Annotated in this window: 21 protein-coding genes, 1 tRNA gene and 1 pseudogene; 11 read left to right on the forward strand and 12 right to left on the reverse strand. The window is 71.4% G+C overall.

All coding sequences use genetic code 11. From position 1 onward, the window contains the following. Positions 1-498: 498 nt before the first annotated feature. From AC3WRM_RS11720 to AC3WRM_RS11735, 4 genes and pseudogenes are all read right to left on the reverse strand, one after another. Positions 499-1,191 carry an SDR family oxidoreductase gene (locus AC3WRM_RS11720; RefSeq protein WP_492248619.1) on the reverse strand — a complete coding sequence of 231 codons (693 nt, stop codon included), beginning with the start codon at positions 1,189-1,191 and terminating at the stop codon, positions 499-501. A 698-nt stretch (positions 1,192-1,889) separates the two neighbouring features. After that, on the reverse strand, positions 1,890-2,126 hold the full coding sequence (locus AC3WRM_RS11725) for a hypothetical protein (protein WP_492248664.1): 237 nt from the start codon (positions 2,124-2,126) through the stop codon (positions 1,890-1,892). 130 nt (positions 2,127-2,256) lie between these two features. Beyond that, positions 2,257-2,661 (reverse strand): annotated as a pseudogene (locus tag AC3WRM_RS11730) (YdeI/OmpD-associated family protein); the annotation flags it as partial. Between the two features lie 126 nt (positions 2,662-2,787). Then, positions 2,788-3,309: a VOC family protein gene (locus AC3WRM_RS11735; RefSeq protein WP_492248618.1), complete on the reverse strand. Its 522-nt coding sequence runs from the start codon at positions 3,307-3,309 to the stop codon at positions 2,788-2,790. Positions 3,310-3,383: 74 nt separating this feature from the next. Between AC3WRM_RS11735 and AC3WRM_RS11740 the strand changes: the two genes are divergently transcribed. Next, entirely contained in the window at positions 3,384-4,181 is a 798-nt protein-coding gene (locus tag AC3WRM_RS11740; RefSeq protein WP_492248617.1) for an AraC family transcriptional regulator, read from the forward strand. A 218-nt stretch (positions 4,182-4,399) separates the two neighbouring features. Here the strand turns inward: AC3WRM_RS11740 and AC3WRM_RS11745 are convergent, their stop codons facing one another. Continuing rightward, positions 4,400-5,239, reverse strand: coding sequence for an undecaprenyl-diphosphate phosphatase (locus AC3WRM_RS11745; protein ID WP_492248616.1), 840 nt, complete (start codon positions 5,237-5,239; stop codon positions 4,400-4,402). Positions 5,240-5,287: 48 nt separating this feature from the next. Between AC3WRM_RS11745 and AC3WRM_RS11750 the strand changes: the two genes are divergently transcribed. Both AC3WRM_RS11750 and AC3WRM_RS11755 read left to right on the forward strand, forming a co-directional pair. Beyond that, positions 5,288-6,253: an aldo/keto reductase gene (locus tag AC3WRM_RS11750; RefSeq protein WP_492248615.1), complete on the forward strand. Its 966-nt coding sequence runs from the start codon at positions 5,288-5,290 to the stop codon at positions 6,251-6,253. Positions 6,254-6,255: 2 nt separating this feature from the next. Continuing rightward, positions 6,256-6,453 (forward strand): DUF5703 family protein, encoded by a 198-nt coding sequence (locus tag AC3WRM_RS11755; RefSeq protein WP_253024734.1) that lies wholly within the window; start codon positions 6,256-6,258, stop codon positions 6,451-6,453. A gap of 26 nt (positions 6,454-6,479) precedes the next feature. Here AC3WRM_RS11755 and AC3WRM_RS11760 read toward each other — a convergent pair whose 3' ends face one another. Together AC3WRM_RS11760 and AC3WRM_RS11765 are read right to left on the reverse strand one after the other, a co-directional pair. Beyond that, complete coding sequence (locus AC3WRM_RS11760; protein ID WP_492248614.1) at positions 6,480-7,790, reverse strand: M20/M25/M40 family metallo-hydrolase; 1,311 nt, start codon at positions 7,788-7,790, stop codon at positions 6,480-6,482. 9 nt (positions 7,791-7,799) lie between these two features. Beyond that, positions 7,800-8,198 carry an SRPBCC family protein gene (locus tag AC3WRM_RS11765; RefSeq protein ID WP_492248613.1) on the reverse strand — a complete coding sequence of 133 codons (399 nt, stop codon included), beginning with the start codon at positions 8,196-8,198 and terminating at the stop codon, positions 7,800-7,802. 36 nt (positions 8,199-8,234) lie between these two features. On the opposite strand from AC3WRM_RS11765, the gene AC3WRM_RS11770 reads away from it, so the two are divergent. The 4 genes from AC3WRM_RS11770 (at position 8,235) to AC3WRM_RS11785 (ending at position 13,852) form a co-directional block, all read left to right on the forward strand. Beyond that, a complete protein-coding gene (locus AC3WRM_RS11770; RefSeq protein ID WP_492248612.1) occupies positions 8,235-9,110 on the forward strand; it encodes an AAA family ATPase in 876 nt (291 codons plus the stop codon). 8 nt (positions 9,111-9,118) lie between these two features. Next, positions 9,119-10,609 (forward strand): vWA domain-containing protein, encoded by a 1,491-nt coding sequence (locus tag AC3WRM_RS11775; protein WP_492248611.1) that lies wholly within the window; start codon positions 9,119-9,121, stop codon positions 10,607-10,609. A 178-nt stretch (positions 10,610-10,787) separates the two neighbouring features. After that, the gene (locus AC3WRM_RS11780) at positions 10,788-12,779 is read left to right on the forward strand and encodes a glycoside hydrolase family 16 protein (RefSeq protein WP_492270926.1); all 1,992 of its coding nucleotides are present in this window, start codon (positions 10,788-10,790) and stop codon (positions 12,777-12,779) included. A gap of 86 nt (positions 12,780-12,865) precedes the next feature. Then, positions 12,866-13,852 (forward strand): GGDEF domain-containing protein, encoded by a 987-nt coding sequence (locus tag AC3WRM_RS11785; RefSeq protein WP_492248609.1) that lies wholly within the window; start codon positions 12,866-12,868, stop codon positions 13,850-13,852. A gap of 1,603 nt (positions 13,853-15,455) precedes the next feature. Here the strand turns inward: AC3WRM_RS11785 and AC3WRM_RS11790 are convergent. Next, positions 15,456-15,541: transfer RNA gene (locus tag AC3WRM_RS11790), tRNA-Leu, on the reverse strand. 78 nt (positions 15,542-15,619) lie between these two features. After that, entirely contained in the window at positions 15,620-16,906 is a 1,287-nt protein-coding gene (locus tag AC3WRM_RS11795; protein WP_492248608.1) for a DUF445 domain-containing protein, read from the reverse strand. Between the two features lie 74 nt (positions 16,907-16,980). On the opposite strand from AC3WRM_RS11795, the gene ypfJ reads away from it, so the two are divergent. From ypfJ to hrpA, 3 genes are read left to right on the forward strand one after another with little or no spacing between them, the layout of a single operon-like run. Continuing rightward, positions 16,981-17,877 (forward strand): KPN_02809 family neutral zinc metallopeptidase, encoded by an 897-nt coding sequence (gene ypfJ, locus AC3WRM_RS11800; protein ID WP_492248607.1) that lies wholly within the window; start codon positions 16,981-16,983, stop codon positions 17,875-17,877. Then, on the forward strand, positions 17,874-18,644 hold the full coding sequence (locus AC3WRM_RS11805; RefSeq protein WP_492248606.1) for a CPBP family intramembrane glutamic endopeptidase: 771 nt from the start codon (positions 17,874-17,876) through the stop codon (positions 18,642-18,644). Before ypfJ ends, AC3WRM_RS11805 begins: the two co-directional genes overlap by 4 nt. Further along, on the forward strand, positions 18,641-22,261 hold the full coding sequence (gene hrpA, locus AC3WRM_RS11810) for an ATP-dependent RNA helicase HrpA (protein WP_492248605.1): 3,621 nt from the start codon (positions 18,641-18,643) through the stop codon (positions 22,259-22,261). The genes AC3WRM_RS11805 and hrpA overlap by 4 nt, the downstream gene beginning before the upstream one ends. Positions 22,262-22,327: 66 nt before the next feature. Here hrpA and AC3WRM_RS11815 read toward each other — a convergent pair whose 3' ends face one another. Next, entirely contained in the window at positions 22,328-22,690 is a 363-nt protein-coding gene (locus tag AC3WRM_RS11815; RefSeq protein ID WP_492248604.1) for an FKBP-type peptidyl-prolyl cis-trans isomerase, read from the reverse strand. Positions 22,691-23,239: 549 nt separating this feature from the next. Between AC3WRM_RS11815 and AC3WRM_RS11820 the strand changes: the two genes are divergently transcribed. Continuing rightward, positions 23,240-24,259: a zinc-dependent alcohol dehydrogenase family protein gene (locus AC3WRM_RS11820; RefSeq protein ID WP_492248603.1), complete on the forward strand. Its 1,020-nt coding sequence runs from the start codon at positions 23,240-23,242 to the stop codon at positions 24,257-24,259. Positions 24,260-24,269: 10 nt separating this feature from the next. Here the strand turns inward: AC3WRM_RS11820 and AC3WRM_RS11825 are convergent, their stop codons facing one another. Further along, positions 24,270-24,725 (reverse strand): MarR family winged helix-turn-helix transcriptional regulator, encoded by a 456-nt coding sequence (locus AC3WRM_RS11825; protein WP_492248602.1) that lies wholly within the window; start codon positions 24,723-24,725, stop codon positions 24,270-24,272. 103 nt (positions 24,726-24,828) lie between these two features. Continuing rightward, positions 24,829-26,049: an acyl-CoA dehydrogenase family protein gene (locus AC3WRM_RS11830; protein ID WP_492248601.1), complete on the reverse strand. Its 1,221-nt coding sequence runs from the start codon at positions 26,047-26,049 to the stop codon at positions 24,829-24,831. Positions 26,050-26,057: the final 8 nt, after the last annotated feature.

The raw sequence follows: 26,057 nt of genomic DNA on the forward strand, positions 1-26,057 counted from the left end.
GGGCGCTGCTCCAGGATCTCGGGCAGCGAGTCGGTCCGCGAGCTGACCCGAGATTCTTCCTCTTCGCGTCATCCGTCCAGGATGCTCCCATGCCGCGTGCGGGCGGTGGATCTGCCACCTTCTGAGCGCTCATGAGGTGGAGAATCCACCGCCACCCGCCCTGCGGCGGGTGGGGATTCTTCCTTCTCGTGGACCGTGCCACGCGAAGGGAGAATCCTCGACCCGCTCGGTCACCGTTGCCTTGGAGGGACGCCAAGCTTCTTCCTTCGTGCGCCCAGGACGGATCGATGCTGCGTACGTGTCCGGATCCCGTCACGAACGCAGCATCGTCGGGCCCGTCCACGTCAACGCAGATTCTTGCGTCCTCGAGGGCCCACCAGCAGCCCGAGAGCCCGGACCGGGTCGCGCCCAGCTGCCCGGTCGAGGCCCTCGCGGAGACGACACCCAGCGTGAGGCGAGGCAGCGCACGAGCAAGGCCACCGCCCGGTCCCCCGTGCCTCAGTCGCCCTTCGGGTCCAGCGTCGGGCGGACGGAGATGGTCTCGAACTGCGCCTCGGGCGGGGCGTCGACCGCGACGCGCACCGCCGCGGCGACGGTGGCCGGCTGGATCATCCGCTCCGGGTGGCCGCCCTCGCCGCGCTCCAGCACCTGGCGACCCATGGCGGTGTCGACGATGCCCGGGTGCACCGACACGACGCGCACGCCGTGCTCGCGCTCCTCCTCGCGCAGGCAGTCGCCGAAGGTGCGCAGCGCGAACTTGCTGCCCGAGTACACCGCGTTGCCGGGCGTCGAAAACAGACCGGCGCCGGAGTTCACGAGCACGACGGTCGCTCCCCCGTCGCGCAGCGTCGGGAGCAGCCGCGACGTCAGGTGGGCGACGCCGAAGACGTTGACCTCGAACACCGAGCGCCAGTCGTCGCGCGTGACCTCCCCGACCGTTCCGTTGACGGCCACCCCCGCGGCGTGCACGAGCACGTCGAGCCGGGCCGGCAGCGGCGCCGTGTCGACCGCGTCGGCGTCGGCCACGTCGAGGACGAGGACGCTGGACCCGTCGAGCCCCGACGCGACCGCGTCGAGCTCCTCGGCGTCGCGCCCGACGAGGACGACGTCGTGCGTGCGGGCGAGGTCCTCGGCCAGGGCGCGGCCGATCCCTCGCGTGGCTCCGGTGACGAGTGCGGTGGGGCGAGTCATGGTCCCGACCCTAGGTGTACTCGGCAGGGACGTTCATCACCCCAGACGGGTCGGGGTACTCCCGCGATGACTGAGTGGCGTCGTCCACTGTCGGAGGAATCGAGTCAGGGGACGCCGCCTAGCGTCGCTGCGAGTGGGGTCTCTGTGCGAGCCAACTCACACGGGCCGTGCGGGATGGTGCGGGGCCGAAGGGAGCGTATCTCCGCGCAGGAGGGCTACGCCGGGAGTGCCGATCGCGAGCAGGGTGAAAGTCCCACCGAACCACAACGCAATCTCGAGCCGGAGTCGGAGCGGCCGTTCCTGCCTGTCGCAAGGTCTACTCATCGGCACATTCCTCCGTCCGAGGACGCGGCGCTGAGCGATGAACGAGCCAGACTGGCCGGTCCCCTGATGCGCTTCACCGCCGAGACCGATGAGACATCTGTGCCCGCACGGACGGACGTCCACATGCCCCGCGCAGTGATCTCCTCCGAAGTCGATGACGACGAGACTGCGGTCGACCAACGACCAGGCCAGCTCCCGGCGGGCTGGCGCATGCACTCCATCCGCCGCGGCTGAGTACGCGATGCCACGCGGGCATCTCCCACCCACGCTCTCGTGGCCACCAGCCAGCCTCGCGGCAGCGCTCGAGAGGCTGTCCGCGACCGCCCCACGATCTGGTCGACCAGCCAAAGTCGACGTCGATTCGGCTCGAGAGGTCAGGGGACGCCCGTATACCTCGCGATCACCATGAACTCCGACGCAACGGCCTTCACCCTTCGCCCCGACCCGTCGATGCCGAGCACGTCCAGCTGGTACTTTCCCTCGAGCTCACCGGGCTCGTACTCCCACAGGTAGTAGCCAGGCTGGGTGTCGGCACTGCCCTGCTCGTCGACCGGGCGCGAAGCGAACGCTCCCAGATCCTGTTCCCTGTTCGCGGGGTCGTAGAGGCGCATCGTCACCTCGGAGCCGGGCTGGAAGTTCCGGATCCGCAGAGTGCGCGCGAGCGTTGCGGTGCGGCGTCCTGCCGCGAGCGAGCATGTCGATGAGCCGGTCGATTCGGCGTCGGCGGGTCTGCGGGGTGCGTGCGGTGGTCACTTGGTGCAGGACGGCGTAGCGGTTCTGCGCGTTCAAGGCTTGAAACGTCTTCTGAGCGGATGCGTTCGCGCTGAGGGCAGCAGCAAGGTCGTCGGGCACGTCGATCGTCGCTGGCCCGGCGTAAGCGGCGTCCCAGCGCCCGTCGGCTCGGGCGCGTTCGATCTCGTCGAGCCCGCGGGGGCGCATCCGTCCTTGCTCGACGAGGCGGGCCACGTGGGTGACGTTGCGAGCCGACCAGAGGCTGCGCTGTCGACGCGGGGTGAAACGTTGCCGGTAGGTGGCGGAGTCGATGGTCTTGGACTGGCCGTCGATCCATCCGCTGCACAGCGCTTCGTCGAGCGCCTGAGCGTAGGTCAGCGATGTCGGCGTCGTGACGCCCTTCTTCGCCACCATCAGCCAGACTCCGTCACAGGTGTTCGTGCTCGTCGAGCCAGGCCCGCCACGCTCGCACGTCGGGCAGCACGAGTGGCCGGACGTTCTCGGTGGCTGGTGGGGACCGGTCGGGTGGGTGTGTGCTGCTCATGTGGCGTTCGTCGTCTCCTGCTCGGCTGCCCATGTGGCGACTCGGTGAGCGCTCTCGGCCTCGGAGAGGTCTTCGACGCGGGACATGATCGACCAGCGCACCCCGAAAGGGTCACGAATGGAGGCGAACCGGTCCCCGGAGACGAACGTGCTGACGGGCTCGCGGATGGTGGCGCCTGCCTGCTCTGCGCGTTGGACGATCGCGTCGACGTCGGCGCAGTACAGGCCGATCGAGTAGCAGTCGCCGTCTCCCGAGGGTGCGGGCACGAGCCCGTAGTCGGGGCTGGGTTCGCCGAGCTGGAGTCGGCCGTTGCCGAAGTCCAGCTCGGCGTGGACCACGGTGCCGCCGATCTCGGTGACGTCGACTACGCGGGCGTCGAGCACCGAGCGGTAGAATTCGATGGCGTCCGCTGCACCCTCGATCGACAGGAACGGGGTGAGGCTGGTGGAGCCGTGCGGGATGCCGTCGGTGGTGTGCTCACCGGTCACCCCGCGTGGGCGTGCGTCGTGTTCGTCCATGGGACGACCGTACGGGCGGCTCCGTCGGTGTGGCTTGAAGATTCGCGACGACCCCGCGACCAGGGAGGGGCACGATGGCTGAGCTGGCCGATGGCCGCGGCGTCCTCTACCCCGCCACGCTGCCAACTTTCCACCGAGAGCCCGCGCCCGAGGAGCTGCGTGCACTGGCCCGCTGGTTCTGGATACCCCGCTGGAATCTCCCGCCGGGGCGGACCTCTCGACAGGAGCTCCTGCCATTCCCAGCCTCCAACCTGGTCATCGAACCTGACGGCGTGAGACTGGCCGGCCCCACCACCGGCGCCTCGCATCGTGATCTTCGCGGTCGGGGCTGGGCGGTCGGGGTGCTGCTCCGGCCGGCAGGTATCGCCGCCCTCCACCCCGATCCCGGTGCCATCCACGACCTCGAGGTGCCCTTCGACGCCCCCGAGCTGCACCAGGCCGTCTCGGCCGCGATGTGTCACGACGACGAGACGACGGGCCGTGATCGTGCCATCGGCGCCTCCACGGCCTGGCTCGAGGAGCATCTGGTTCCACCGGAGGAGGGCGGCCTGCTGGCCAACGCGATGGAAGACCTCATCTCCTCCGACCGCACCGTCATCCGCGTCGATCAGCTCGCCGAGCGCCTGGGCATCTCGATCCGGGCAGTGCAGCGCCTCGCGCAACGCTACGTCGGCCTCCCGCCCCTGACCATCATCCGCCGATACCGCCTCCAGGAAGCCGCCCAGCTTCTGCGCGAAGAGCCGACCCTCACGATCACCCAGGTCGCCGCCGACCTCGGCTACGCCGACCACGCCCATCTCACCAAGGACTTCCGCCGCGTCCTCGGCCTCACGCCGCGCTCCTACCGCCGACAGCCCACCCACGGCGCCTGAGAACTCACGTTTCGCTCTCGGCCAAGGATGCGGTGTCGAGAGCAGAACGCTCGCCACGACGTCGTCGATGACGATGGCCGCCTGCTGGGCGATGGAGAGGACCGCATGTCCGCGCCGTCGCCCGCGCGACACCGCCCCATGGGAGTCATGGCTTCGAAGCCCCGGCTTCTGCTCGATGGACGGCGACCGTGACGTCGCAGCCTGCCGGAGCGTGGACGCTACACGGAGGCGGACACGCCCGCGCCGATCACGCCGAACGCCAGCAGTGCGAGCACGAGCGTGCCCAGCACGATGCGGTAGACGACGAACGGCGCGTACGAGTGCTTGCTCACGTACTGCAGCAGCCAGTGGATGACGGCGAGGCCCACGACGAACGACACGACCGTGCCGATCAGCGTCGGGCCCCAGCCGTAGGCGTTCTCGCCGCCGGGCACGTCCTTGAGTTTATAGAGCCCCGCTCCGACGACCGCGGGGATGGCGAGCAGGAACGCGAAACGCGTCGCCGCGGCCCGCTCGTAGCCCAGCAGCAGACCCATGCTGATGGTCGCGCCCGAGCGCGAGACACCGGGGACGACCGCGGCCGCCTGCGCGAGGCCGAGCGCCACCGCGTGGGTCCAGGTCAGCTGCTCGATCGGGCGCGTACGTCGTCCGACCCGCTCCGCGACGCCGAGGACGACGCCGAGCACGACCAGCATCGTCGCGATGACCCAGAGGTTGCGGAATTGTCGGTCGATCAGGCTCTCGAGCGCGAGCCCGAGCAGCACGATCGGCATCGAGCCGATGATGACGAACCAGCCCATCCGCCACTCCGGGAGGGCTCGGGCGTCCGACGAGACGAGGCCGCGCAGCCAGCCGGTGCCGATCCGCCAGATGTCCTTCCAGAAGTACAGCACCACGGCGAGCTCGGTGCCGATCTGCACGACGGCCGTGTAGGCGGCGCCCGGGTCGTCCCAGCCGAGGAAGCGGGGCACGATCGCCAGGTGCGCGCTGCTGGAGATGGGCAGGAACTCCGTCAGCCCCTGGACGAGGCCGAGCACGACTGATCGCAGGACATCCACCCTGCGAGCCTAGACCTCCGGCGTGGACCTGCGGTCTAGGGTGCTGGCATGCAGGAGCGTCAGGTCGGTCACTCGGGGCTGCGGGTCTCGCGGCTCGGCCTCGGCACGATGACCTTCGGCTCCCAGGTCGACGAGGTCGAGGCCGAGGAGCAGCTCGACGCCTTCCTCGACGCCGGCGGCACCCTCCTCGACACCGCGCCCGTCTACGGCGAGGGTCGGGCCGAGGCGCTGGTCGGCGACCTGGTCGCCAAGCGCGGCGTCAGGGACCAGGTCGTCCTGGCCGGGAAGGGCGTGGTCGGGTTCCGTCGGGGCCACGCCGTCACGGACGCCTCACGCGGTCACCTGCTCGCCCAGCTCGACGCGTCGCTGCGCGCGCTGCGCACCGACCACCTCGACCTGTGGCAGCTCCACGCCTGGGACCGGCTGACGCCGTGGGAGGAGACGCTCTCCGCCCTGGAGCACGCCGTGACGAGCGGTCGCGTCCGCTACGTCGGCCTGTCCAACTTCGCCGGCTGGCAGGTCGGGCTGGCCGCGGCGACCGCGGCGCGCGCCCTCGGGCCGCTCCTCGTCGCCCACCAGGTCGAGTACTCGCTGCTCAACCGCACCGTCGAGGAGGAGCTCGTCCCGGCCGCCGAGCACCTGGGGCTGGGGCACCTCGCGTGGTCACCGCTGGCCCGCGGCGTGCTGACCGGGAAGTACCGTACCGGCACCCCGGCGGACTCACGAGCCGCCTCGAACCAGTGGAGCGGCTTCGTCGCCCCCTACCTCGGCCCCGACCAGGCGCCCGTCGTGGAGGCCGTCGTGCGGGCTGCCGAGGGTCTCGACGCCGCACCGGCGCACGTCGCCCTCGCCTGGGTCCGCGACCGGCCCACCGTGGCCTCCACGCTGGTCGGCGCCCGCACCACCGCACAGCTGCGCACCGCTCTGGGCTCGGACGCCCTGGAGCTGCCGACGGAGATCATCGCGGCGCTGGACGACGTGTCCGCGCCCCACACCTGGGAGGACGAGAGGTGAGCATGCGACGAGGCGCCGTGGAGTACGAGTTCTGGGACTTCTCGATCCCGCGCACCCAGTCGCGCAACGCCGTCTGCCGGCTCCTCACCGACGCCGCGGAGTTCCAGGGCTGGGAGATCGACCGGCTCCGCAAGGACCGCTCGGGCCACCGCACCGTGCGGCTGCGACGAAAGATCATCCGCGTCCGCGCGACGCTCTAGACGATCTTTCGCCGGGATCCCCGCGCTCAGGCGAGGTCGAGGAACCGGTCGAAGACCCGTGCGCCGAACTCCAGGGCGTCGACCGGCACGCGCTCGTCGACCCCGTGGAACAGCGCGGTGAAGTCGAGGTCGCCGGGCAGCCGAAGCGGCGTGAAGCCGTACGACGTGATGCCGAGCTTGTCCCACGCCTTGGCGTCCGTGCCGCCGGACATCAGGTACGGGGCGACGTGCGCGTCGGGGTCCTCGGCGTGCAGCGCCACGGTCATCGCGTCGACGAGGTCGCCCCGGAACGGGTACTCGAGCGCGCGGTCGACGATGTACGGCTCGACGTCGACCCGGTCGCCGACGAGCTCCTGCACGGCAGGCAGGAAGGAGTCGGTGTGCCCCGGCAGGTAGCGGCCGTCGACGTACGCGACGGCCTCCCCGGGCACGACGTTGTGCTTGTAGCCGGCCTCGAGCATCGTCGCGTTGGTGGAGTTGCGCAGACCCGCACCGAGCATGCGGATCGCCGGGCCGACGTGCTCGAGGAGCGCGTCGGGGTCCTGTGCGTCGTCACCGGTGAGCTCGGCGATCTTGGCCAGGAGGAGCTGCATCGACGGCCCCGGCGTCGCCGGCCAGGCGTGCTCGCCGATGGCCACCAGGGCCTGCGCCAGGTGCGTGATCGCGTTGTCGCTCTGACGCATGGAGCCGTGCCCCGCCGTACCGCGCGCCCGTAGCCGCATCCAGCTGATGCCCTTCTCGCCGGACTCGATCAGGTACAGCCGCTGTCCCCCGACCTCGAGCGAGAAGCCGCCGACCTCGCCGATCGCCTCGGTGCACCCCTCGAACAGGTCGGGGCGGTGCTCGACGAGCCAGTGGGCGCCCTCGCGTCCGCCGGCCTCCTCATCGGAGGTGAACACGAGCGTGGCGGGGCGCTCCGGCACGGCGCCGACGCGCTGACGCGCGCGCACGACCGACAGCAGCATGGCGTCGAAGTCCTTCATGTCGACCGCGCCGCGACCCCACAGGTAGCCGTCCTCGACCTCACCGGCGAAGGGGTCGACCGTCCAGTCGTCGGCCTGCGCCGGGACGACGTCGAGGTGACCGTGCACGAGGAGGCCGTCGCGGCTGGAGGTCTGGTCGCCCCAGCGGGCCACCACGCTCGCCCGGCCGGGTGCGGCCTCGACGATCTCGGACTCGATGCCGACCTCGGCCAGCAGCGCGGCGACGTGCTCGGCCGCCTTGCGCTCCCCCGGTCCCTTGCCGTCGCCGTAGTTGGAGGTGTCGAGCCGGATCAGGTCACGGCAGATCTCCAGGGCCTCGGCCTCGGCGGTGTACGACTGCTCGCTGGTCCCCATGCGGGCAGTCTAGGTGCGCAGCAGGTGGTCGACCACGCGGCCGAACAGCCGCCGGCCCGCAGCCTCCTCCAGACGCGCCGCGAAGCGCGGGACGCCCACCGTGTGCGCGACCTCGCGCCACACCACGCGCGAGCCGTGCGGCGTGGGGTGCACGTGCACCTCGGCCCAGCCCTTCACGACCCGGCCGCGCTTCTCGATGCGGCACGAGCGGGGCGGGTCCCAGGCGACGACGTCCATGACGTCGTCGAAGCCGACCGGGCCGAACGCGGTGCGTGCCACGAAGCCGGTCTCCGTCCGACGGATCCGCGTCAGGGGCACGGCCTCTCCGTGCCGCTCCCAGTCGGTGAGCCTGGCGAAGACCTCGGTGGGCTCCATCGGCACCTCGCGGACGACCTCGAAAGCTCCCACGGCACGATGGTAGGCACGATCGCCGGAAGGGGCACGATGGCCACGACCAACTTCAGCTCGGTGCAGGACGTCAAGGAACGCCTGGCGGAGCAGGGCTACCTCGCGTCCGACGCGATCGCCACCACCGTCTACCTGGCCTCGGTGCTCGGCAAGCCGCTGCTCGTCGAGGGTCCCGCCGGGACCGGCAAGACGGACCTCGCCCGCGCCGTCGCGGCGTCGCAGGACGCCGAGCTGGTGCGGCTCCAGTGCTACGAGGGCGTGGACGAGGCGCGGGCGCTCTACGAGTGGAACCACGCCAAGCAGCTGCTGCGCATCACGGCCGGGCGCGACGAGTCGTGGGACGAGGCCCGCACCGACGTCTTCAGCGAGGAGTTCCTGCTCCCCCGTCCCCTCCTCACGGCCATCCGTCGGACGGGGCCCACCGTGCTGCTCGTCGACGAGACCGACAAGGCCGACGTCGAGATCGAGGGTCTGCTGCTCGAGGTGCTCGGCGACTTCCAGGTGACGGTCCCGGAGCTCGGGACGATCCGTGCCACCCGGCGGCCGTTCGTCGTGCTCACGTCGAACGCCACGCGTGAGCTGTCCGAGGCGCTGCGTCGGCGCTGCCTGTTCCTGCACCTCGACTTCCCCGACCCCGAGCTGGAGCGACGCATCGTGGAGCTCAAGGCGCCGGGCCTCGACGACGCGGTCTCGGCGTCGCTGGTGCGCGTCGTGAACGCGCTGCGCGCGATGCCCCTGCGCAAGACGCCCTCGGTCTCGGAGACCATCGACTGGGCGCAGACGCTGCTCGCCCTCGGCGGCAGGCTCGACGACGACGCCGTGCAGCAGACGCTGGGCGTCGTGCTGAAGCACCACGAGGACATCACGAAGGCCCGCGAGACGCTCGACGTCGGCGCCGCGCTCGAGGTCTGAGCGGCTCCGTGGACGACGACAGCGGGCAGGCTGCGACCGGCGAGGACCTCGCCGGCCGGCTCGTCGCGTTCGCGACCGCCCTGCGCTCCAAAGGGATGCGCGTGGGCACCAGCGAGGTCGTCGACGCGGGACAGGTGGCGACCGTGCTCGGCCTCGAGGACCGGACCCTCCTGCGCGAGGGCCTGGCCGCAGCGCTGGTGCGCCGCGGTGGTCAGCGGGAGGTCTTCGACATGACCTTCGACCTGTTCTTCCCCTCCGGCGTCGGCGCCTCGGCGAGCGTCGCCGAGCACGACGGGCCCCTCGACACCGAGGACCTGCGCGACCTGCTGGTCATGGCACTCGCGGACGGCGACCTGCGCACGCTCGAGCAGATCGCCGAGCTGGCGGTCGACGCCCTGGGCACGGTGGGGACGCCCGGCACCGGCAGCACGGGCTGGTCGGCGTTCCAGACCCTCGACCGGATGGCACCGCAGACGGCGATCGCCGGCGCCCTCGCGCTGCGAGGAGCCGGGGGTGACGGGGCGGCGGGCCAGGGCCGCGGCGGGTCGGGGTCGGGTCGAGCACCCGGCGGGGGGCGGAGTGCCGCCGCCCCAGCAGTCGGCGGAGCCGGAGACGGAGATGCCGACACCCCCTTCACGGACCGTCTCGAGCGGGACGAGATCCGTCGGCTCGTGGAGGCCTTCCGCCAGATGGTGGCGTCCGAGGCAAGGCGGCGGACGGCGGAGTCGCGCGGACGCGACGTGATCCTGCGCCACGCGGTGCGGAGCACGAACGAGCACGTCGACTTCCTGAGCGCGAACCGTCAGCAGCTCGAGGAGCTGCGGGTGGCGGTCGGACCCCTCTCGCGACGGCTCGCGACCCGGCTGTCGGCACGGCGACGCGCCTCGCAGCGCGGTCGGATCGACGTGCGCCGGACCATGCGCAGGGCGTTGTCGACCGGCGGCGTCCCGATCGTGCCCGTCCACGCCCGCCCCCACCCCGGCCGGCCCGAGCTGGTGCTGCTGTGCGACGTGTCGGGGTCGGTCGCGGGCTTCTCGGCGTTCACGATGCTGCTCGTCCGTGCACTCAGCGACCAGTTCAGCAAGGTGCGCGTGTTCGCCTTCGTCAACGCCACCGCGGAGGTGACCGACATCGTCAAGGACGGTGGCGACCTGGCGGAGCGCATCGCGGCCGAGGCGCGCGTGACCTCCTGGCACACCTCGAGCGACTACGGCGAGGCCTTCGCGGACTTCGCGGAGCACCACCTCGACGCCGTGGGGCCCCGGACGAGCGTGCTGGTGCTGGGCGACGCCCGGAACAACAACCAGCCTCTCGGCCTGCCCGCGCTGGCGGCGGTGGCGGACCGCGCACGTCGCACGTTCTGGCTCAACCCCGAGCACCCGACCCGGTGGGGCCTCGGCGACTCCGTCGCGCCGGAGTACGCGCAGGTGGTGCCGATGCACGCGTGCAGCACCATCGCCCAGCTCGAGGCCTTCGTCGGCCGTCTGCTGCCCGCCTGACCGCCGGTCCCGGAGGGGTCCTGCCGCGATCCCGGTCCGGGCCAGGACGTTGTCCCAAAGATTCTCAATTTAAATCAGGACCAAAGTCCCAACCTGTGGTTGAGTTCGTCCCACGAGCAGCATCGCGGACGGGAGACCGCGTGCTGTGCCAGGGAGAAGCACACCGAGGTGGCACGTCATGGGAGAACGCACCATCGCCCCGGGGAGGTGGGTGCCGCGCATCGGCATCCACCTCCTGTCCGGGGTCCTCGTGGTCGGCGCGATGGCCGCTCCGGCCTCGGCCGCCGTCGCCGGCGGAGCCACGCGCTCCCTCGACCCGGGCCCGGCCACGACCACGACGTCCTCGGCCACGACGTCCCCCACGACGGCGCAGGTCCTGCGCAACCACGACTTCGCCGCGGGCCGGGCGTCCTGGCACCCCGGCGACCGTGCACGCCTCGCGGTCCAACAGCGCTCGTCCCGTCGTGCACTCGTCGTCAAGAACCACTCTCCCCGCACCCGTGACGTCGCGGCGCAGAGCAGCTCCAGCCTGCTGGCCTTCCCCGCGGGCACCCGGGTCACGGTCACCGCGCCGATGGCGTCCGGCCTGCGCGGTGGACGCCTGGCCCTGCGGGTCACGGAGCGACGCACGTCGGGGGCGACGCGCATCGTGACCGGACGCGCCGTGCCCGGCAGCTGGACGTACCGCACCGTCTCCACCACCCTGACCATCGCGCACGAGGGCAGCCGGATCGCCGTCCGCCCCGTGCACACCCGTACCCGCGGGCACGCCCGGTTCTTCGTCCGTCCCGTGCGGGTGACGGCCGGCCTGCCCCCGGGGCGTGCCGGGGAGTGGGTGCCGAACAGCACGTGCCGCTCCGGTGGGCTGGGCTGGACGACCTCGCTGAACGCCCAGGTCTCGGGGGTCGACGCCCCCGACCGGGTCTGCCAGCTCCGCGCCACCACCGGTGGGGGCGTGACGGCCACGTCGCGCCTCTCCGGTGACCGGCTCGAGGCCGGGTCGCTCGTGCACGTCGCCGGCCAGGTGTCGACGGTGGGCGGCGCCAGACCTGTCCGGCTGACCCTCCAGGAGGTCGCCCGCGACGGCAGCGTCGTCCAGTCGTTCAGCGGCTCCCGCGACGCCGTCGACGACTGGGCCTGGCTCGGTGCGCAGCTGCGCACCGAGCAGGCCGGCAGCCGCGTCCGGGTCGTCTACCGCGGTGAGGACCTGCCACGCGGCGCCGCCGTGCGGTTCCGGGGCGCGACCGTGACCGTCACGGCACCGTCGACGCCCACCCCCGAGCCGAGCCCGTCGGAGCCGACGCCGGAGCCCACGACCCCCACCCCCACGGCGAGCCCGACTCCGACGCCGGAGCCGACGCCGCCCGGGAGCACCACCCGGACCTGCGACGACCTCAACTCACCGCAGCGCCGCACGCTGAGCTTCGCCGACGAGTTCGACGGGACGAGCCTCGACACCACCAAGTGGCGGGTGCGCGACCGGACGCACCTCTCCTTCGACGCGGCGTACGTGACGAAGGACGCGGTCGACGTGTCCGACGGGACGCTCACCATCGAGGGCCGCCGTCGCTCGACGCCAGCCACGGTCTCCAGCGGCGTCCGCCAACGGTGGTACGACACCGGCTACCTCGACACCGTCGGCACGTTCTCCCAGAAGTACGGCCGCTGGGAGATGCGGGCCAAGCTGCCGACGTCGCGCGCGATGACCCGGGGCGTCTGGCCGGCCTTCTGGCTGCGCGGTGACCGCACCAACGGCGAGATCGACGTCATGGAGGCGTACGGCGGCGAGTCGACGCAGCGCTGGAACCCGGCCGGCTCCTACACGACGACGCTGTGGGAGGACACGAACCTCGGCAAGAAGCGCGGCGAGTGGTACGCCTGGGCGCACCAGAACTGGGCCACGCGGACGCCCGGAGTGTACGAGGGCTTCCACACGTACGGCTTCAACTGGACGCCGGACTGCATGCAGTTCACGTACGACGACCAGGTGCTGTCGACGATCCCGATGGACGACGTGCCGTGGGCGCGCACCGCGTTCGACAGCCCGTTCAACATCCGGCTGAACATGCAGGTGGGCTCGTCCTACTGGGGCATGCCCGACCAGCAGCACACCAAGGACGCCTTCGACTACGTCGTCGACAGCGTCAAGGTCTATCGCGTGAACCCGTGAGGACGCGCGACGGACGATCGGGGACAGCAGCACGAGGACCAGCGGAGCGACCGCCCTGGCGGCGGCCCGGCGCGTGGGACCTGCGCGTGTGGCACGTGTGCGGCGCGGTCGCCGTGTTCGTCGAGTCGGTGGTGCTCGCGGTGACGGCGGCGACGAGCTCGCCGCCCGGGACCGCGACACCCGTGGTACTGCTGGCGGCGCCGCCCCTTGCCGCGCTGGCACTGATGGTCGGCCTGCGGTTCGGGTGCTGGCGACGTCGGTCGACGCTCCTGGTGTGGCCCGCGGCCGTGTGCGTCGTGTACGGACTGGTCGGCGTCGACGCACCGGAGGCTGCCCGTCTGGTGCCGGGACTGGTCAGCATGGCCTTCGTGTTCGCCGGGCTGACGCAGCCGCCGTGGCGCTCGCTGTGGCTGCTGGGGCCGGCCGTGCCCGCGTTCGTGGTCGCGTGGGGCGGGTTCGAGGGGCCCGTGCTGCAACGGACCACCGCGACGGCCGTCATGTGGGTGATCGTCTCGGAGCTGCCGGCCCGGTTGATCACGCACCTGAACGAGCAGCGGGTGGAGCTGGAACGTCTGGCGCGGACCGATCCGCTCACCGGTGTGCTCAACCGGCGCGACCTCGCCTGTCGGCTGGACGCGTCGTCGGGTCGCTCCACGCTGGCCGTGATCGACGTCGACGGGTTCAAGCGGTTCAACGACACCCACGGCCACGTCGCCGGCGACGACCTCCTGCGCAGGCTGGGCGCGCTGCTGGCCTGCAGCGTCCACGGCTCGGGCGACGTCTTCCGCACGGGCGGTGACGAGTTCGTGCTGGTCCTCGACGAGGACGAGGCGTCCGCGCGACGCCGGCTCGAGGAGCTACGCCGGTGGTGGGCGGCCACGGAGCAGGTGACGCTGAGCATGGGCGTCGCGCCCGGCGGCCCGGAGGGCCTGCGGCACGCCGACCTCGACATGTACGGCGACAAGCGTCTGCGCCGGGCGGCCGAGCAGGTCACCGAGACGCCGTCTCGCCCCGACGGCTCCCCCGACCGGGCGACCGCCGACCCGTCGGACGCCGAGGGCGCCGCCGGCTGACGTGGTGCTGGGGGCTGTGGCCCCACCGACCCGACCATCTAGGCCACGGATGAGTCGAAGCAGACTCCGCCAAAAGACTTACGAGGCAAGTACGCACCAGGTCCAATCAGTCGAACCCGAGCCTTCCGCGGATTGCCCGGTCATCCAGGCCCGCGCAGCTCGACAGAGCCCGGTGGCACCGCTGGACTACGTCCTGATGTTCAAAGGCGCTCCATCCGGTGAATGCGGAGATGCTCGGCAGCATCTCCGTTAGTACAAGAACCGATGGAAGGATGTTGAAGCTCGCCGACTCGGCCTGCCTCCCCGGGTCGATGGCATGGGGAGCTGCGTACTCGTCCGCGATCAACATCGCTGCTGCGCGTGAGTGCGTCACGGCAGACTGTGTGCGCCAGAAGTCGCGTCCAACAGACGGAAGCGCTCGCTCGATAGCTTGCGCGGACGAATCTGCTCGCCCATTAGCGCCAGGCAGGAAGGGTGCAGTCCAGCGGCTTCTCGGTCGAACGGGTGTGAAGCCGATGTGCTCCGCAAAAGCCAGCATCTCTTGGAGGTCCACGGACCCACTCTCGCCCTCTGCGGCCTCGTGAATCTCTGATAGCCGAAGGTTGAGTAGCCGTCGACTGCGTTCTTTTGAGTCGATTGTCGGATCAACAAGGCCGGCGAGCGTCGCAGTCGCCTCGAGAGCGGACCGAGCAAGAATGATTGGCGCGCGAGAGTGACCGGGACGCGAAAGGAGTACGGCGGCACCAGCCAGAGAATCGAGAGTCGTTAGCAGGCATCTGCGCATGACTTCCATCGACCACCCGACCATGTTTCGGGTCGGATTGGTATCGAGCCACGTGCCCGAGGACAGACGGTTCTGTTCCAAGAACGACGCGATCAATTGCTCATGAGTCAACCCTTCGACATACGCTAGTGAGTCTTTCAGCGGCTGCCAGGTTGGGAAGGTGTCGGAACGATGACTCGTCCCCTGAGACTCAGCCCAGTAATAAACCAGGGAGGTCAAGTCTAGAAGGCTCTGCGCGGTGACGGGGGGAGGCACTCTTTCGGACACGACCTGATTCTGCTCATCGACCCCCCGCCTCAAGTCGCTGAGAAAACGATGTGCGTCAAACTCGCTCATACTGACCCTCGTCCTCTCGCGCGACCGTTCGATGGTCCCCCTACACGTAACAATCAACGTGCATCCGTTCATGGATTCGGCTCGATCCGGATGCCGACTCAGCTCATAGGAGTACCAGAGTCGCAGCAACCTCGAAAGCCGTTCGGATCAAGGAAAATTGCCGAAGGCACCTGCGGATCTCGAAGAAGGTATGAACTCCGCCTGTAACTGCCGGGGGCCCCATCGGCGGCCAACGCGGCGTGCGGCAGGAGGGCCGGTCCATGCTTTGGCGCCTGTCCACTCGAGCCTCCGAGCCCCAGCGCGTGTAGGCGCCGTCTTGCGAGGATTACCGGACGCACCCCGGACAGATCCGACTCGATCGCTGGGACCGTCGAACTCACCCTTCGAGCCAATGGTTCATCCACGCTCAAGGCACTTCCGCGCGGTGAGTACAGGGTGGGGCGCTAAATGAAAAAGCGGCCATTACTGGCCGCTCTCTCAGCGTGTCCGAGGGGGGACTTGAACCCCCATGCCCGTAACCGGGCACTAGCACCTCAAGCTAGCGCGTCTACCTATTCCGCCACCCGGACGTGGACCTCGTGGAGGTCCGTGGTGCAGTCAGGAACTGTACCAGGGGTGCTGCGCGCCCCGCGCACCCCACCCCCTGGTCAGACGAGGTGGCTGAGGGTGTGGATCACCAGGCCGGCCAGGCCGCCGACGACGGTCCCGTTGATGCGGATGAACTGCAGGTCGCGGCCGACGTGCAGCTCGACCTTGCGCGCGGTCTCGACGCCGTCCCAGCGGTCGACGGTGGCCGAGATGATCGTGGCGACCTCGGACCCGTAGTGCTCGACGAGGTAGGCGCCGGCGTCGGCGACGACCCGGTCGCCGCGGGCCTGCAGCTCGGTGTCCCGCTGCAGACGGTCGGCGAGCGCGTGCAGCTCCTGCAGAGCGCGACGGCGCAGCATGCCGTCCTCGTCCTGGAGGGTCTCCACGAGGGCGTGCCGCAGGGCGTCCCAGATCGCGACGCCCGTGGTCGTGACCTGCGGCTGGTTCAGCATGCGGCTCTTGAGCCGCTCGAAGCGCTCCTGGGTGGCCTCGTCGGACTGGAGGTCGTCGACGAGACGACCGAGCCAGCCGTCGAGCGCGCGCCGCGCGCGGTGCTCGGGCTGGTCGCGGATCTCCTGCACCCACGTGACCGCCTCGAGGTGCAGCCGTGAGCCGACCCGCTCGTCGACCCACTGCGGCGTCCACCAGGGGGCGCGCTCCCCCACCAGCGCCATCACCTCGTCCTCGTTCTCCAGCAGCCACGCGTGCAGCTCGTCGAGCACCAGATCGACCATGCCGACGTGCGCCCGCTCGGCGAGCACGTCCCCGAGCAGCTTCCCGGCCACCGGGGCGAGCGGCTCCTCCACGAGTCGCGGCACGATCGCGTCGCGCACGAGGGCGGCCACGTCGTCGCGCTTGACCCGGGTGAGGGCGTGCGCCGTGATCTTCGACCCCTCGCGCACGAGCCGCTCGGCGTGGTCGCCCTCGGCGAGCCAGACGCCCGCACGTCGCGTGAGCTCGGCGGAGTCCAGCCGCTCCTTCACGACCTCGGGGCGCAGGAAGTTCTCGGTCACGAACTCCTGCAGGCTGGCGCCGAGGGAGGCCTTGCGGCGCGGGATGATCGCGGTGTGCGGGATCGGCAGCCCGAGCGGGTGGCGGAACAGCGCCGTGACCGCGAACCAGTCGGCGATCGCGCCCACCATCGCGGCCTCGGCGGCGGCGTTCACGTAGCCCCAGGCGCCACCCTGCTCACGGGTCAGGACGAACACGACCGCCGCGACGACGAGCAGCGACGTGGCCACGACGCGCATCCTGCGCAGTCCACGGCGACGGGCCTCGTCGGCGGCCGGGTCGGACGACAGGGCGGGGCCGGCGGCGGCGTTGCGCTCGGTCACGGAGGTGCTCACGGCCCGAGCGTAGGTGAGTCCGGGCGGCTCGGCTGCGCAGCGCCGACGTGACGTCCGCTGCGTAGACTCCGCGCATGAGCTTCAACGAGGACGCCCGCCTCGACACGAGCCAGGTCACCGGCGGTCGCGTGCGCGGCGGCGCCGTCATCGGTGGCGGCGTCGGGGCGCTCGTGGTGACGCTCGTCGCGATCTTCCTGGGCGTCGATCCCGGTGCCCTCACCGGGGGCCAGGACCCCTTCGACACCAGCCAGGTCGGGACCGCGGGAGAGGACTCCACCGTCGACCTCAGCCGGTGTCGCACCGGCGCCGACGCCAACCGGGACGACGTCTGCCGGGTCGTCGGCACCGTCAACAGCGTGCAGGACTACTGGACCGACGCCCTGCCCGCCGACGTCGGCCGCCAGTACCGGCTGGCCCGCACCGTCGTGTTCTCCGGAGCGACGCAGTCGGCCTGCGGCACCGCCTCGAGCAGCACGGGCCCGTTCTACTGCCCGTCGGACGAGCGCATCTACCTCGACACCGGCTTCTTCGACCTGCTCTCCAGCCGCTACGGGGCCGACGGCGGCGCGCTCGCGCAGGAGTACGTCGTGGCCCACGAGTACGGCCACCACGTCCAGCAGATCCTCGGCATCCTCGACCGTGCGCAGTCCGGCAGCGGCGCGACCGGCGGCGGCGTGCGCGTCGAGCTGATGGCCGACTGCCTCGCCGGTGTCTGGGCGCACCACGCCGCCACCACCGAGGACGCCGAGGGCACCACGCTGCTGCAGCCGCTGACCCCGTCCGACATCCGCTCGGCCCTCTCGGCTGCGGCGGCCGTCGGCGACGACCACATCCAGGCCTCGGCCGGGGCCACGGTCGACCCCGACACCTGGACGCACGGCTCCAGCGAGCAGCGACAGCGCTGGTTCCTCGCCGGCTACGACGGCGGCACCGCCGACCAGTGCGACACGTTCGCCACGAACGACCTGTGAGCGTCCCCGCGACCGGTGCGGCGGTGCCGGACGGCCGTCGTCTGCGCCTCGAGGTCTGGCTCGTCCTCGGCCTCTCCCTCGGCCAGTCGGCGGTCTACGCCGCCCTCAGCCTGCTCGCCGCACTCACCCGCGGCCCGCTCCGCGACGCCACCGCGACGCTGAACGCCTCCCGCAGCGACCGCGAGTGGCTCGACGTCACCTACCAGCTGCTCGGCATCGGGTTCGCGCTCGTGCCCGTCGGCCTCGCCCTGTTCCTGCTGGCCGGCGACGGGCCGGGCGTCCTGCGTCGCCTCGGTCTCACGGGGGCGGGACGCCGGCGGACCGTCCTGGAGGGGGTCGGCCTGACCGCCCTCATCGGCCTGCCCGGCATCGGCGTCTACCTCGCGGGCCGGGCCCTCGGCGTCACGGCCGACGTGGTCACCGTGCCCCAGCAGGTCTACTGGTGGACCGCCCTGGTCCTCGTGCTCGCGGCGTTCCAGAACGGCGTGCTCGAGGAGGTCGTCATGATCGGCTACCTGTTCACGCGGCTGCGTCAGATCGGGTGGAGCACCCCGACGATCATCGTCTCCAGCGCCCTGCTGCGCGGCAGCTACCACCTCTACCAGGGCTTCGGCCAGGCGCTCGGCAACGTCCTCATGGGCCTGGTCTTTGGCTACTGGTACCACCGCACCCGGCGGCTCGCTCCCCTCGTGGTGGCCCATACCCTGCTCGACGTGTTCGCGTTCGTCGGTGTCCTCGTCCTCGGCGACCGGCTGGGGCTGCGATGACGACCTCGACGATGAAGGTCGAGGTCGCGCCCGGGCTTCCCATCGCCGACCGCGCGGACGACATCGCCGCCGCGCTGCGCGACCACCAGGTCGTGGTCGTCGCCGGCGAGACCGGGTCGGGCAAGACCACCCAGCTGCCCAAGATCGCGCGCCTGCTCGGCCGGGAGCGCATCGTGCACACGCAGCCGCGGCGCATCGCCGCGCGGTCGGTCGCGGCCCGCATCGCCGAGGAGTGCGAGGTCGAGCTCGGCCAGGAGGTCGGCTACGCGGTGCGCTTCGACGACCGCACCAGCGACGCCACGCAGATCCGACTGGTCACCGACGGGCTGCTGCTCAGCGAGATCCACCACGACCGCGACCTGTCCCGCTACGACACGGTGATCGTCGACGAGGCGCACGAGCGCAGCCTCGCCATCGACTTCCTGCTCGGCTACCTCAAGCAGCTCCTCCCCCGGCGCCCCGACCTCAAGGTCGTGGTCACCTCGGCGACGATCGACGTCGGGCGCTTCTCGGCGATGTTCGACGACGCCCCGGTCGTCGAGGTGAGCGGCCGCACCTATCCGGTCGAGGTCCGCTACCGACCGCTGACCGACCCGGACGACGGCATGCTCGACGGCATCGAGTCCGCGATCCGGGAGCTGCCCCGCGAGGGCGACGTGCTCGTCTTCCTGTCCGGCGAGCGGGAGATCCGCGACGCCGCCGCCCACCTCGAGGGCCTGCGCTGGCGCCAGACCGAGATCCTGCCGCTGTACGGCCGGCTCGCCGCGCAGGACCAGGCCAAGATCTTCGCGTCCCACCCGGGTCGACGGATCGTGCTGGCCACCAACGTCGCCGAGACGTCGCTGACCGTGCCCGGCATCCGGTACGTCGTCGACACCGGGTACGCGCGCATCTCGCGCTACAGCCAGCGGCTCAAGGTGCAGCGGCTGCCCATCGAGCCCGTCTCGCGCGCGAGCGCCGCGCAGCGCGCGGGACGGTGCGGCCGCGTCGCCGACGGCATCTGCATCCGGCTCTACGCCGAGGAGGACCACGACGGCCGTCCGGAGTTCACCGACCCGGAGGTCCTGCGCACCAACCTCGCGTCCGTGCTGCTGCAGATGGCCTCGCTCGACCTCGGCGACGTCGAGGACTTCCCGTTCCTCGACGCGCCCGACCGCCGCGCCGTCGGCGACGGTCGCGCGCTGCTCACCGAGCTCGGGGCGCTGCAGGAGGGTCGTGACCGTCGGCCCCGGCTGACGCGGCTGGGTCGCACCATGTCGCGCCTGCCCGTGGACCCCCGCATGGCCCGCATGCTGCTCGCCGCCGACCGCCAGGGGTGCGTCGCCGACGTGCTCGTCATCGTGGCCGGCCTGTCCATCCAGGACCCTCGTGAGCGCCCGGCCGAGCAGCAGGCCCGCGCCGACCAGCTGCACGCCCGCTTCCGCAGCCCCGACTCGGACTTCCTCTCCTGGCTGGTGCTCTGGGAGTACGTGCAGGAGAAGCGCGCCGAGCTCAGCAGCAGCGCGTTCCGCCGGCTCTGTCGCGACGAGATGCTGCACTGGCTGCGCATCCGCGAGTGGCAGGACGTGCACGCCCAGCTCCGGCGCACCGTGCGCGACCTCGGGATGAAGCCCGGGAAGGTCGGCGCCGACCCGGCCGACGTGCACCGCGCCCTCCTCAGCGGGCTGCTGTCGCACGTGGGCGTCCGGCAGGCCGACTCCAAGGAGTTCCTCGGCGCCCGCGGGGCGCGCTTCATGGTGTTCCCGGGGTCCGCGCTCGCGCGCAAGCCACCGCTCTGGGTCGTCGCCGGTGAGCTCGTCGAGACCGGACGTCTGTGGGGACGCACCGTCGCGAAGGTCGAGCCCGAGTGGGTCGAGCAGGCCGCGGCGCACCTGGTGAAGCGCCAGTACGCCGAGCCGCACTGGTCGGCGCGGCGCGGGGCGGCGATGGCGAAGGAGCGCGTGACGCTGTACGGCGTGCCGCTGGTGGTCGACCGGCTCGTCCCGCTGGGCCGGCACGACCCCGCGCTCGCGCGGGAGCTGTTCGTCCGGCACGCGCTCGTGCAGGGCGAGTGGCGCACGCGGCACGGCTTCATGCGGCGCAACGCCGAGCGGATCCGTGAGGCCGAGGCCGTCGAGGACCGCGTCCGGCGCCGGGGCCTGCGGGTCGACGACGAGACGCTGTTCGCGTTCTACGACGCACGGGTCCCCGCCGACGTCGTCTCGGTGCGCCACTTCGACAGCTGGTGGAAGAAGGCGTCGCGCGAGACCCCCGACCTGCTCGACCTCGACCCGGCGATGCTGCTGGCCGACGTCGGCGACCTCGAGCACGACTACCCGACCACGTGGACGTCGGAGTCGGCCGAGTACCGCGTGTCGTACACGTTCGAGCCAGGCACCGAGAGCGACGGCGTCGTCGTCGACGTGCCCGTCGACGACCTGCTGGGCCTCGACCCCGCCGAGTTCCTGTGGAACGTGCCCGGTCACCGCGACGAGCTCGTGGTGGCCCTCGTCCGGTCGCTGCCCAAGCGGCTGCGTCGCGAGCTGGTGCCCGTGCCCGACCACGCGGCGGCGCTCGTGGAGCAGCTCGACCCCACGGGCGGCCCGCTGCTCGACCAGCTGGTGCGCGGCATCCGCCAGCGCACCGGAACGCTCGTCTCCCCCGACGACTTCGACCTGTCGGCGGTCCCCGACCACCTGAAGGTGACCTTCCGGGTGGTCGACGACGGCACCGAGCTGGCCCGGGGTCGCGACCTCGACGCGCTGCGCGCCGAGCTCCAGGACGTCGTCCGGCGCGACCTCGACGAGGTCGCCGCGGAGGCGGCACGGACCGGGATCACGGCGTGGGACGTCGGCACGCTGGAGCGGACCGTGCCGGCCGGGCAGGTCGTCGGGTACCCGGCTCTCGTCGACGAGGGGGCCTCCGTGGCGCTGCGCGTGCTCGACACGCCCGAGGAGCAGCACGCGGCGATGGTGCGGGGCCAGGGTCGGCTGCTCGCGCTCGCCACCCCGACCACGACGCCCTCGATCGGCCGCACGCTCGACCTGCGCCAGAAGCTGCTGCTGGCCTCCTCCCCCTACGGCGACGCGGCGGCCGTGCTCGACGACTGCCGGCTCGCGGCCCTCGACCACCTGGTGGTCCGTCACGGCGGGCCGGTGTGGGACGAGGCCGCCTTCCTGGCCCTGCGCGAGAAGGTCAGGGCCGACGTCCACGACGTGACGTCGGGCGTGCTGCGCGACGTCCTCCGCTCCCTGGAGAAGCTCGGCCAGGCCCAGCCGCAGGGCATGGGCGAGCCGGCGGAGGACGTGCGCGTGCAGCTGAGCTGGCTCGTGGCGCCGGGCTTCGTGCGCGACCTCGGCGTGGAGCAGCTGCGCCGGCTGCCGGTCTACCTCGAGGCGGCGCGTCGCCGGCTCGCGACCCCGCTCACCGAGCAGCTGGTCCGCGTGCACGAGCTCGAGGCGGAGTTCCACGAGCGCACCGGCGGGCTCAGTCCGCTGCGTCGCGCCGCGGCCGACGTGCAGGAGGTCCGCTGGGCCCTGGAGGAGCTCCGGGTGAGCGTCGTCGCGCAGAACCTCGGCACGGCGCGTCCGGTCTCGGTCAAGCGGCTGCGTCGTCTGCTCGACGACCTGCGCGTGTGAGCGCCACGGGCACGACGACGCCCCCGGACCGAGGGTCCGGGGGCGTCGTGGTTCGGGGCGGTCGGCTCAGCCGACGCCCAGCAGGTCGATGACGAAGACGAGGGTCTTGCCCGACAGACGGTGTCCGCCGCCGGCGGGCCCGTAGGCCAGCTCGGGCGGGCAGACGAGCTGACGGCGTCCGCCGACCTTCATGCCGGGAATGCCCTGCTGCCACGCGCCGATGAGCTGCGGGAGCGGGAAGCGCGCGGACTGGCCACGGTCCCAGGAGGCGTCGAACTGCTCGCCGGTGTCGAACTCGACGCCCACGTAGTGCACGTCGACGACGCCGCCGGGCACCGCCTCGGGGCCGTCGCCGACGATGAGGTCCTTGATCTGCAGCTCGGTGGGCGCGGGGCCCTCGATGAAGTCCACTTCAGGCTTGGAGGTCATGCCCCGATCCTTCCACACCTGTGTCGTCGGGGCTGCGGCCCGCGTCAGACGCAAGCATCTGCGTTTGCGTGGTCCGGCGGTGGATCTGCCACCTTCTAGACGCTCTCCAGGTGGCGCATCCACCGCTGACGGGGCCAGACGGGTGAAGGATTCTTCCTTCTCGTGGAACGGTCCACGAGAAGGAAGAATCCTTCGTCTCCCCAACGCAAAGGGCACCCAAGATTCTGCATTCACGCGAACCAGACCGAACGCTTCTGCGTTCGCTACGGGATCCCGTAGCAAACGCAGCATCCTTGACCCTCCCGCACACGAACGCAGATTCTTGCGTCCCACAGCGCGAGCCACAGCCCGAGACCCGAAGCCGGCTCCCGCCCAACCGCCCGGTCGAGGCCCTTGCGGAGACCACACCCAGCGCCAGCCGAGGCAGCGCACCACCAACACCAGACCCCGCAGGCAGCGCACCGGCCCGGCCACGAGAGCCCCAGCCGACGCACCGTCCGACCACGACAGGACGCAGCACGCCCACCGCCGCACTGGTAGGAAGGAGACATGCGTGCGACCGTCCTCCACAGCCCCGGCGACATCCGACTCGACACCGTGCCCGACGCGGTCCTGCAGGACGACACCGACGCGGTCGTGCGCGTCGTGGCCGCCTGCGTGTGCGGTAGCGACCTCTGGCCCTACCGCGGCGCCAACGGCGAGCAGGCGGAGCCGCGCCGCATCGGCCACGAGTTCGTCGGCGTGGTCGAGCAGGTGGGCTCCGCCGTGGCCGACGTCGCGGTGGGCGAGTTCGTCATCGCACCCTTCCTGTACAGCGACAACACCTGCGCGGTCTGCCGCAAGGGCGTGCAGACCTCGTGCGTGAACGGCGGCGGCTACGACGGCGCCCAGGCCGAGCTCGTCCGCGTGCCGTTCGCCGACGGCACGCTCGTGCGTGTCCCCCAGCCCGTCGACGACGCCCTCGTCCCCCACCTGCTGACGCTCAGCGACGTGTTCCCGACGGGTCACCACGCCGCCGTCTCGGCCCGCGTGGGTCCGGGCTCCACCGTGGCGGTCGTGGGCGACGGTGCGGTCGGCCTCAGCGCGGTCCTGGCCGCGAAGCGTCTCGGCGCCGAGACGGTCGTCGCGATGTCGCGCCACGAGCCGCGCCAGGAGCTCGCGCGCCGCTTCGGCGCCGACCACGTCGTCGCGACCCGGGGCAAGGAGGGAGCCGCGGAGGTCAAGGAGATCCTCGGCGGCATCGGCGCCGACAGCGTGCTGGAGTGCGTCGGCACGAAGGAGTCGATGAAGCAGGCCTTCCAGAGCCTGCGTCCCGGCGGCACCGTCGGCTACGTCGGCGTCCCCCACGGCGTGGAGCTCAACGTGCCCGTCATGTTCGGCACCAACTCCGGCCTCGCGGGCGGTGTGGCCCCGGTGCGCCACTACCTCGACGAGCTGCTGCCCGACGTGGTGTCCGGGGCGATCACGCCGGGCGACGTCTTCGACCTGCAGCTCGGCCTCGACGACGTCGCCGAGGCCTACCGCGCCATGGACGAGCGGCGCGCGGTCAAGGTGCTGCTGCGCCCCTGACGCACGGGGCTCAGTCGACGGTGAAGGCGTCGTTCAGGCGCGCCAGCAGCTGCGCGAACGTGCGCAGCTCGGTGGGCTCCCAGTCCTCGATCACGCGGGCGAGGGCGGCGTGGGAGTCCTCGCGGTAGGCCTCGACCCGGCGCACCGCCTCGGCGCTGGCCCGCAGCACGTGGGCACGGCCGTCCTCGGGGTGCGGGGTCCGGTCCACGAGCCCGCCGTCCTCGAGCATGCGGACCGCGCGGCTGACGGTCGACTTGTGCACGTGCAGGGAGTCGGCGAGGTCCGACGCGCGCACGCCGCCGCTCGACGTCGTCGCGTCGACGATCGCGAGGAGCAGCACGAAGGTGCTGTAGTCGAGGTCCTCGTGGATGGTGGAGAGGTTGCGCAACGACCGAGCCCTGACCTGGCGGACGAGCCGCGTCAGCTGGTAGTCGACGTCGAAGTCCGGCGGCAGCTGCCCAGTCATGTCGACATCCTAGGGGTATGCCCCACACCGCACCGACACGCGGAGGCCCCGCCACCACCGGGGTGACGGGGCCTCGCACGGGTGCTGCCGGCGGGAGCGGCGCTCAGCGCAGCTGTGCCGACGACAGGTTCAGCAGGCGACGGGCCACGATCAGCTGCTGGATCTGCTGGGTTCCCTCGAAGATGTCGAGGATCTTGGAGTCGCGCGACCACTTCTCGAGCAGCTCGCCCTCGCTGTAGCCGAGGCTGCCCGCCAGCTCGACGCACCGCAGGGTGATGTCGTTGCCCACCCGGCCCGCCTTGGCCTTGGACATCGACGCCTCCATGGAGTTCGGCTTGCGGTTGTCCGCGAGCCACGCCGCCTCGAGCGTCAGCAGCAGCGCCGCCTCGTAGTCGGCCTCCATCTGCAGGTAGGTCGCCGCCGCGTACGACTGCGACGTCGCGGGACGGTCGTAGTCGATGACGACCCCGGCGTCCTCGAGCAGCTCACGGGTGAGCTCCAGCGCCGCACGGGCGCAGCCGACGGCCATGCCGGCGACGAGCGGGCGGGTGTTGTCGAAGGTCGCCATCGCGCCGGCGAAGCCCTGCTTGGTGTCGATCTCCTCGTTGCCGAGGATGTTCTCTGCGGGCACGCGGCAGTTGTCGAGCACGATCACGGCCGTGTCGGACGCGCGGATGCCGAGCTTGTGCTCGAGCCGCTCGACCCGGATGCCCGGCAGCGACTTCGGGACCACGAAGCTCTTGATGGCCGCACGGCCGAGCTTCGGGTCGAGCGTCGCCCACACCACGACGGAGTCGGCGCGCTCGCCGGACGTCACGTAGATCTTCTCGCCGTTGAGGACGTACTCGTCGCCGTCCTTGATGGCGGTGGTGCGGATGGCGGCCGAGTCGGAGCCGCAGCCCGGCTCGGTGATCGCCATGGCCGCCCACGTGCCCTTGAACTTCTCGAGCTGCTCGTCGGTGGCCACCGACGCGATCGCGGAGTTGCCCAGGCCCTGGCGCGGCATCGAGAGCAGCAGGCCGACGTCGCCCCAGCACATCTCGATGATCGAGAGCACGGACGAGAGGTTGGTGCCGTTCTTGACCTTGCCCTTGTCCTTCTCCGAGGCGTCCTCGCTGCGGCGGACACCGGCGGCACCGGCTCCCTGACCGGCGCCGGAGTCGCCCATGCCGTCGATCAGCGAGGCCAGGAGGTCGAGCTCCTTGGGATAGGCGTGCTCGGCGAGGTCGTACTTGCGGGAGTTCGCGCGCAGGAAGTTGTCGGCGACCTCGTGGGCCTGCTGGATGAACCCGCGGAACTTCTTGGGGGTGTCGAGGTTGATCATGATGTTCT

This window comes from Aeromicrobium sp. EU05-FHT14F07 (assembly GCF_058790455.1).